Below are 8,736 nucleotides of genomic sequence, written 5' to 3'. Positions count from 1 at the left end.
TTCACCACATCTGCTACGAGGTCGCCGACATCGCGGCCGCGCGCGATCAATTGCTGCGGAAGGGCGCGCGCGTCCTGGGTTCAGGCGAGCCGAAGATCGGCGCGCATGGGAAACCGGTGCTGTTCCTGCACCCCAAGGATTTCAACGGCACGCTCGTTGAACTCGAGCAGGCTTGAGGAGAGCCGAAATGGTCAGCTTCGTCCGGCTCGTCGCCCGCTCGCTCTGGAGCACGATCGCCTTCGTGCTGGTGGGCGCGGCCATCCCCATTGCCATTGTGGTAGGGGCGTTCGGCCTGCGCGTCAGTGGCGGCACTGCCTTGTTTTTCATCATCTGGTGGACGCTCCTCTTCGCCGTGCTGCCCTTCGGCATTCGCAGCCAGGCCGAGACGGGAGAGGTTGTCCGCGGCACCGAACCGGGCGCGCCCACGGCCCCGGCGCTTCGGGAGAAAGCCATCTGGACGACTCTGGTCGCGGCGATCGTGCTGGTCTTCACCGCCGGGGTCATGCCGCTCGCGGGTTTGTGAGTTTGGGACCAGCGCTGCGACGCACCGTCATTCCGGGACGGCGCAACTGGACCCGGAGCCCATAGACGCAAGCGATTTGAGGATCAGGCGGGACGGTTGCCGCTCTGTCTCGAAGCGTCGGCGATTGGGGTCTCGGGGTCCGCTTCGCGGCTGCGGAATGACGGCCTCGATCCTGACCCCACAAAAGAAAAAGCAAGGCTTTCGCCTTGCCTGAACATGCCTTTTGGCAATTTTAATCCTTGGCCTTTTGATGCCGTCGCCTGATATGGCGCGCGAGGATGTTGTTCCTCCCGAAACTCGGACCGTCGCCTCCGACCTTTAAAGGTCCTGGAGGTTAGTATTCTCTTCATAACCGGCAGGACAGGGGATGTCATCTTTTTTGAGCACCCGATGGTGCAATTTTCGGCACAATTGGTATTGATCTTTGGTATTAGAGCGGGCCGCCGCGCGCTTCTGGAGGTCGCCGCTTGTCTTTTGACGCGCGCCTGTATTGTGTGCTGAAGCGAGTCGTGACCCGTATTCTTTTATTTCTGGCCAACATTCCGATCGAAGGCGTTCCATGCGTTTGAGCCGCTTCTTCCTGCCTATTCTCCGCGAAACTCCCAAAGAAGCGGAGATCGTCTCCCACCGGCTGATGCTGCGGGCCGGCATGATCCGTCAGGAATCGGCGGGGATTTACGCCTGGCTGCCGCTCGGTCTGCGGGTGCTCAATAAGGTCAACGCCATCGTGCGCGAGGAGCAGAACCGGGCCGGCGCCGTCGAGCTTCTCATGCCGACGATCCAATCCGCCGACCTGTGGCGGGAATCCGGGCGCTATGATGCCTACGGCAAGGAAATGCTGCGCATCGAGGACCGGCATGAGCGCGACATGCTGTTCGGTCCGACCAATGAGGAAATGATCACCGAGATCTTCCGCGGCTATGTGCGCTCCTACAAGGATCTGCCGCTCAATCTCTACCACATCCAGTGGAAGTTCCGCGACGAGGTGCGGCCGCGCTTCGGCGTCATGCGTTCGCGGGAATTCCTCATGAAGGACGCCTATTCGTTCGATCTCGACAAGGCGGGCGCGCGCCATTCCTACAACAAGATGTTCGTGGCCTATCTGCGCACCTTCGCCCGCATGGGCCTCAAGGCCATTCCCATGAAGGCCGATACCGGGCCGATCGGCGGCGATCTCAGCCACGAGTTCATCATCCTCGCATCGACCGGCGAGAGCGAGGTCTTCTGCCACGCGGATTATCTCGATTACGACGCCCCCGCGATCGACACCGATTTCGACAATGCCGAGACGCTGCAGGGTCTCGTCGACAAATGGACTGCGCTCTACGCGGCGACCTCGGAGATGCACGACGCCTCCGCCTATGAGGGGATGCCGGAGACCAAGAAGATGTCGGCGCGCGGCATCGAGGTCGGTCATATCTTCTATTTCGGCACCAAGTATTCGGCCCCGATGGGCGCCAAGGTGATGGGACCGGACGGCAAGGACCACGACGTGCATATGGGTTCCTACGGCATCGGCCCGAGCCGTCTCATCGCCGCGATCATCGAGGCGAGCCACGACGAGAACGGGATCGTCTGGCCGGAATCGGTGGCCCCCTTCGACATCGCGCTTCTCAACCTCAAGGTCGGCGATGCGGGCACCGATGAGGCCTGCGCGACGCTCTATCGCGAGCTGACGGCGGCCGGCCGCGACGTGCTCTACGATGATCGCGACGAGCGTCCCGGCGGCAAGTTCGCCACGGCCGATCTCATCGGCATTCCGTGGCAGGTCGTGATCGGGCCGAAGGGGCTGGCGGACGGGAATGTGGAGCTGAAGCACCGGGCCACCGGCGACAAGCAGGTGGTGCCGCTCGGCGAGGTCGTTTCGCGCCTGACGAAGCGCGGCTGAGTTTCCAATGTCGGATTTCACAATTTTCGCCGCCACTTTCACCTCCTCCTTGTGGGGAGGTCGACGCGCGAAGCGCGACGGGTGGGCGTGTGAGCGCGACAGATCGTGTTCGGACGCGCCGACACCCCCACCCCTAGCCCCTCCCCACAAGGGGGAGGGGAATACGTGAGCAGCGGGTCAAAAATCACATCCGGCACGAGGCCGTTTTCGCTCTTCGAGTGGATGCTCGCCGGGCGCTATCTCCGCACGCGCCGTCGCGAGGGTTTCGTATCGGTCATCGCCGGCTTTTCGTTCCTCGGCATCATGCTCGGCGTCGCGACGCTGATCGTCGTGCTGTCCGTCATGAACGGCTTCCGCAAGGAACTGCTCGACAAGATCGTGGGCATCAACGGGCATATCTTCGTGGCGCCCATCGACAGCCCGCTTACCGATTACGATGCGGTGGCCAAGCGCATCGCGGCCGTGCCCGGCGTGAAGCGCGCCATGCCGCTGGTCGAGGGGCAAGCGTTCGGCTCGTCGCAATACAGCGGCAGCGGCGTTCTGGTTCGGGGCGTGCGCGCCGAGGACCTGAAGAAGATCGACCACATCGCCGGCAACATCCGACAGGGCACCCTCGAGGAATTCGACAACGGGGAGGGCGTTGCCATAGGCCGCCGCCTTGCCGAATCCCTGTCGCTGCAGGCCGGCGATACGTTCACGCTCATCACCCCGCGCGGCGCCTCGACCCCCTTCGGAACCGCGCCGCGCATCAAGGGATACCCGGTGAAGGCGGTGTTCGAGATCGGCATGTCCGAGTTCGATTCCACCTTCGTGTACATGCCGCTCACCGAGGCCCAGACCTACTTCAACCGACCCGACGACGTGCAGTTGATCGAGGTTTATCTCGACAATGCCGACAAGGTCGACGAGGCGCGGGTGGCGATCGAGGAGGCGGCCGGACGTCCGATCCTGATGACCGACTGGCGCCAGCGCAACCGCACGTTCTTCGGCGCGCTCGAGGTGGAGCGGAACGTCATGTTCCTGATCCTCACGCTCATCGTGCTGGTCGCGGCGCTCAACATCATCTCGGGCCTCATCATGCTGGTGAAGGACAAGTCGAGCGATATCGCGATCCTGCGCACCATGGGGGCGACCAAGGGCGCGGTGATGCGCGTGTTTCTGATCACCGGCGCGTCCATCGGCATCGTCGGCACCATCGCGGGTTTCGGCCTTGGCCTGCTGCTGGCGCTCAATGTCGAGAGCATCCGCAATTTCATCTCGCACCTCACGAACACCAACCTGTTTCCGGCGGAGCTCTATTTCCTCAGCCGCCTGCCGGCCGACGTGAACCCGACCGAGGTGCTGTCCATCCTGATGATGGCCATGGTTCTGTCCTTGCTCGCGACCCTGTACCCGTCCTGGCGCGCCGCGAAGCTCGACCCGGTCGAAGCCCTTCGATACGGATAACAGATGTCCTCCGGCCAACCGCAACCCGCCCTGTTCCTCTCGAAGGTCGAACGTCGCTACCCGCAGGGCGAGACCTCGCTCGAAGTCCTGCGCGGCGCCGATCTGGCGATCTGGCCGGGTGAAATGGTGGCCCTCGTCGCGCCCTCCGGTACCGGGAAATCCACCCTGCTGCATGTGGCGGGCCTGCTCGAAAAGCCCGATGGCGGGGAGGTCTATGTGGGCGGGCTGCCGACGGCGGCCATGGACGATGCGGAGCGCACCCGCATCCGCCGCGAGGATCTCGGCTTCGTCTACCAGTTCCACCACCTTTTGCCGGAATTCTCGGCGCTGGAGAACGTGGTCATTCCGCAGCTCATCCGGGGTTTGAGCAAGGCCGATGCGCGCAGCCGTGCGAGCCAGCTGCTGACGTTCCTGGGCCTGGGAAAACGCCTCGAACATCGCCCCGGCGAATTGTCCGGCGGCGAGCAGCAGCGCGTCGCCATCGCGCGGGCGGTCGCCAATGCGCCGCGCCTGCTGCTGGCCGACGAGCCCACCGGCAACCTCGATCCCAACACGGCCGACCGTGTGTTCCAGACCCTCGTCGCCATCGTGCGCGCCTCGAAGCTGGCGGCCCTCATCGCGACCCACAATCTCGAACTGGCAAGCCGGATGGACCGACAGGTGACGATCCGCGACGGGTTGATCGTTCCGCTGAACTAGGGTGCGCCCGCGCATTCCTCCCGCTTGCGGGGACGGTCAGGGTTGGGGTCGGAAAGTTAGATTGGATCGGTTCGATGATCGGGCAGGGGAATGACGGGTCTCGTCGATGCCGCCCGAACCCGGTCGCTCCACCCCCACCTCCGGCTCCTCGCCGCAAGGGGAGGAGAGACGCATGGCGTCCGCTCCCGCGCATGTCCCTCCCCCTTGCGGGAGGGTTGGGGTTGGGGTCGGAAAGTCAGAGCGAGTCGGTTCCGATGATCCGGAATGTGATGGGCGGCGGCTCATGGATGCCGCCCGAACCCCCACCTCCGGCTCCTCCCCGCAAGGGGGAGGAGAGTAGCGCAGCGTCTTCTGTCCATAGGCCGCTCTACCTCCGTTAACGCCCCGTTGACTCACCGGCCATCGCAGCATTATCCACGGCTTTACACAGAACATACCGCGAACAATAATGAACATGTCAGGAACATGGAGCAAAGACATGGTTCGCAACCTTATCGAAGTCGCCGCTGAAATCACCTCGCTCGCCATCTTCGGCAGCGCGGTCGCGATCTGGGCGCTCGCCCTGTCGCCGATGGCTTGACCCCGTAGTTCACAGGCAAAGACCGCATGCGACGATAATCGCCCCCAACAATCTGGCAGGGTCGGCGCGCCGCGTGCGAAAAAGGAAACCTGTCTGAGTCGGGGTTTCATGGCGCGTCTTCTTCAAGATATCGGCTTCGTGCATCTGCACGTCCATTCGTCCTATTCGCTGCTCGAAGGCGCGCTGAAAATCGGCAAGCTGGCGGATCTGGCGAAGGCTGACCGGCAGCCCGCTTTGGCGCTGACCGACACCAACAACCTCTTCGGCGCGCTCGAATTCTCCGAGAAGCTCGCAGGTTCCGGCATCCAGCCGATTCCCGGCGTCCAGCTCTCGGTGTGCTTCGAGGAGGCCGATCCGGTTGCGCGGATCGTGCCCGTGCCGATGAACATCGTGCTCCTCGCCCAGACCGACGAGGGCTACCGGAACCTCATGCGGCTCGTCAGCCACGCCTATTTCGGCGTGCCCCTGGGCGACGCGCCGAGCGTCGCGGCGAACGTCCTGTCGGCCCATTGCGAAGGCTTGATCGCGCTCACCGGCGGCCTGACGGGCCCCCTCGACACCGCTCTGCGCGACGGCGGGCGTCCCGATGTGGCCCAAGCGCGTCTCGATGTGCTGAAACACGCTTTCGGCCACCAGCTCTATGTGGAAATCCAGCGGCACGGCCTCGACGAAGAGCGCCTGGTCGAAGCCGAGCTGATCGCGCTCGCCGACCGCAACGGCCTGCCGATCGTCGCCGCCAATGAGCCGTTCTTCGCCTCGACCGGCGACTTCGAGGCTCATGACGCCCTGCTGGCAATTTCCAGCGGACGCGTCGTGTCGGACGGCGCGCGCCGACGGCTGTCGCCGCAGCACGACTTCAAGACCCGCCAGCAGATGATGGAGCTGTTCGCGGACCTGCCCGACGCCCTGCAGGCGAGCGTCGAGATCGCCATGCGGTGCTCCACCCGGGTGACAACGCGCAAGCCCATCCTGCCGCGTTTCGGCACGGGCGCGGATGCCGCGCCGCTCGATGAGGATGCGGAGCTGAAGCGTCAGGCGGAGGAGGGGCTTCTCCTGCGCCTTGCCGCCCACGGCACGGCGCCCGGCCTCACCGAGCAGGATTATCACGACCGGCTCGCCTTCGAGATCGGCGTCATCCAACGCATGAAATTCCCCGGCTACTTCCTCATCGTGGCCGACTTCATCAAATGGGCGAAGGACAACGATATCCCGGTCGGACCGGGGCGCGGATCGGGCGCAGGCTCGCTCGTCGCCTATGCGCTCACCGTCACCGATCTCGATCCCCTGCGGTTCGGTCTGCTCTTCGAGCGCTTCCTCAACCCGGAACGTGTGTCGATGCCCGACTTCGACATCGATTTCTGCGTCGACGGGCGCGAACGCGTCATCGACTACGTGCAGAAGCGCTACGGCGAAGAGCAGGTCGCGCAGATCATCACCTTCGGCACGCTATTGGCGCGCGGCGTCATCCGCGACGTGGGACGCGTGCTTGAAATGCCGTACGGCCAGGTGGACAAACTCACCAAGCTCGTGCCGCAGAATCCGGCAAGCCCCGTCTCGCTGAAACAGGCCATCGAGGGCGAGCCGAAATTGCAGGCGGCGATCGACGAGGAGCCTGTCGTCGCGCGGATGCTCACCATCGCGCAGAAGCTCGAAGGCCTCCACCGCCACGCCTCGACGCATGCCGCCGGCGTCGTGATCGGCGACCGTCCGCTGCAGGAACTGGTGCCACTCTACCGCGATCCAAAAACCGGCATGCGTGTGACCCAGTACAACATGAAATGGGTCGAGCAGGCAGGGCTGGTGAAGTTCGACTTCCTCGGCCTCAAGACGCTCACAGTGCTGCGAACGGCGGTCGATCTCATCCGTCGCAAGGGCATCGAGATCGATCTCTCGGCCCTGCCGCTCGATGACAAGATGTCTTACGACGCCCTGTGCCGCGGCGAGACGGTCGGCGTGTTCCAGGTGGAAAGCGCGGGCATGCGCAAAGCCCTGGTGGAGATGGAGGCCGACCGCTTCGAGGACCTGATCGCCCTGGTGGCGCTCTACCGTCCGGGCCCGATGGCCAACATCCCGGTTTATTGCGCGCGCAAGCTCGGCAAGGACGAGCACAACAAGAAGCACTGGTATCCCCATCCCAAGCTCGAGCCGGTCCTGCGCGAAACCTTCGGCATCATCGTCTACCAGGAACAGGTGATGGAGGTGGCGAAGGTGCTGGCGGGCTATTCGCTCGGCGACGCCGACCTGTTGCGCCGCGCCATGGGCAAGAAGATCAAGAAGGAGATGGACGACCAGCGTGAGCGCTTCGTCTCCGGCGCCGTCGCGGGCGGGCTCGACCGGAGCAACGCCAATGAGATCTTCGACCTGCTGGCGAAGTTCGCCGATTACGGCTTCAACAAGAGCCACGCGGCGGCCTATGCGCTGGTCGCGTTCCAGACCGCCTATCTCAAGGCCAACCACCCGGTCGAATTCCTGGCGGCGTCGATGACTCTCGACATCGTCAACACCGACAAGCTCGCGGAATTCCGCCGCGAAGCCCAGCGCCTCGGCATCAAGGTCGAGCCGCCTTCGGTGAACCGCTCGGGCGTCGTGTTCGACGTACGCTACGATGCGGAGGGCAACGGTGCGATTCTCTACGCGCTCGCCGCCATCAAGGGCGTCGGGCGGCAGGCCATCGAGGCGCTTCTCGAAGCGCGCGGGGACGAGCCCTTCCGCGACCTGGCGGATTTCGCGCGCCGCATCAACCCGCGTACGCTCAACAAGCGGACGCTCGAAAATCTCATCGCGGCCGGCGCGCTCGACGAGCTCGAGCCGGATCGCGCGAAGGCCGCGGCCTCCATCGACGCGGTGATGAGCCTCGCGCAGCAATCCCACGAGGCGGCCAATGGCGGCATGGCGGACATGTTCGGCGGCGTCGGGTCGGCGGACGTGCAGCTCCGCATTCCGCCCTACGAGCCCTGGCCCGCATCCGAACGGCTGCAGCGCGAATACGACGCCGTGGGCTTCTTTCTATCGGGCCACCCGCTCGACGAATACGGCGACCTGCTGAAGAAGCTGCGGGTCCAGACCTGGGTGGAGTTCTGCCGTTCGGTGAAGGCCGGAAACTTCGTCGGTCGCATCGCCGCGACCGTGCTCGACCGGCAGGAGCGCCGCACCAAGACCGGCAACAAGATGGGCATCCTCACGCTCTCGGATCAGACCGGGCATTTCGAGGCCATCCTGTTCTCGGAAGGCCTGCAGCGCTATCGCGAGATCCTCGAACCCGGCAGCGCGGTCGTGCTGATGGTGGCGGCGGGTGTCGAAGGCGACGAGGTGAGGGCGCGCATCGGCACCGCCGAACCTCTCGAAGAGGCGATCTCGRAGCACCAGAAGGGCATGCGCATCTTCCTGCGCGACGAACGCCCGATCGGCAGCGTGTTCGAACGGCTGAAGGCGAAAGGCGAAGGCGAAGTCTCGCTCGTCCTCATCCTCGACGACGGCGACCGGGAGGTCGAGGTGAAGCTCCCCGGGAAATACATGGCTTCGCCGCAGGTCGCAGGCGCGCTGCGGGCGGTGCCGGGGGTGGTCGACGTGCATATGAATTGAGGCGGCAGCTTCTTTCCA

6 protein-coding genes are annotated in these 8,736 nt (G+C 64.4%); all 6 read left to right on the top strand.

What is annotated here, in order from left to right; all coding sequences use genetic code 11:
* Positions 1-176, top strand: a 176-nt coding sequence (locus AC1DVM_RS15040) for a VOC family protein (RefSeq protein ID WP_477255488.1), incomplete at its 5' end; no start/stop codon positions are given.
* 11 nt (positions 177-187) lie between these two features.
* On the top strand, positions 188-523 hold the full coding sequence (locus AC1DVM_RS15035; protein WP_477255484.1) for a DUF1467 family protein: 336 nt from the start codon (positions 188-190) through the stop codon (positions 521-523).
* 559 nt (positions 524-1,082) lie between these two features.
* Positions 1,083-2,411 carry a proline--tRNA ligase gene (gene proS, locus AC1DVM_RS15030; protein ID WP_477255482.1) on the top strand — a complete coding sequence of 443 codons (1,329 nt, stop codon included), beginning with the start codon at positions 1,083-1,085 and terminating at the stop codon, positions 2,409-2,411.
* A 222-nt stretch (positions 2,412-2,633) separates the two neighbouring features.
* Positions 2,634-3,857: a lipoprotein-releasing ABC transporter permease subunit gene (locus AC1DVM_RS15025; RefSeq protein ID WP_477255486.1), complete on the top strand. Its 1,224-nt coding sequence runs from the start codon at positions 2,634-2,636 to the stop codon at positions 3,855-3,857.
* Between the two features lie 3 nt (positions 3,858-3,860).
* Positions 3,861-4,556, top strand: a complete 696-nt coding sequence (locus tag AC1DVM_RS15020; RefSeq protein ID WP_477255480.1) for an ABC transporter ATP-binding protein — start codon at positions 3,861-3,863, stop codon at positions 4,554-4,556.
* Between the two features lie 688 nt (positions 4,557-5,244).
* A complete protein-coding gene (dnaE, locus tag AC1DVM_RS15015; protein WP_477255478.1) occupies positions 5,245-8,718 on the top strand; it encodes a DNA polymerase III subunit alpha in 3,474 nt (1,157 codons plus the stop codon).
* Positions 8,719-8,736: the final 18 nt, after the last annotated feature.

This window comes from Microvirga sp. P4_A5 (genome assembly GCF_056402495.1).
This window is presented reverse-complemented; position numbering and strand designations above follow the sequence as displayed.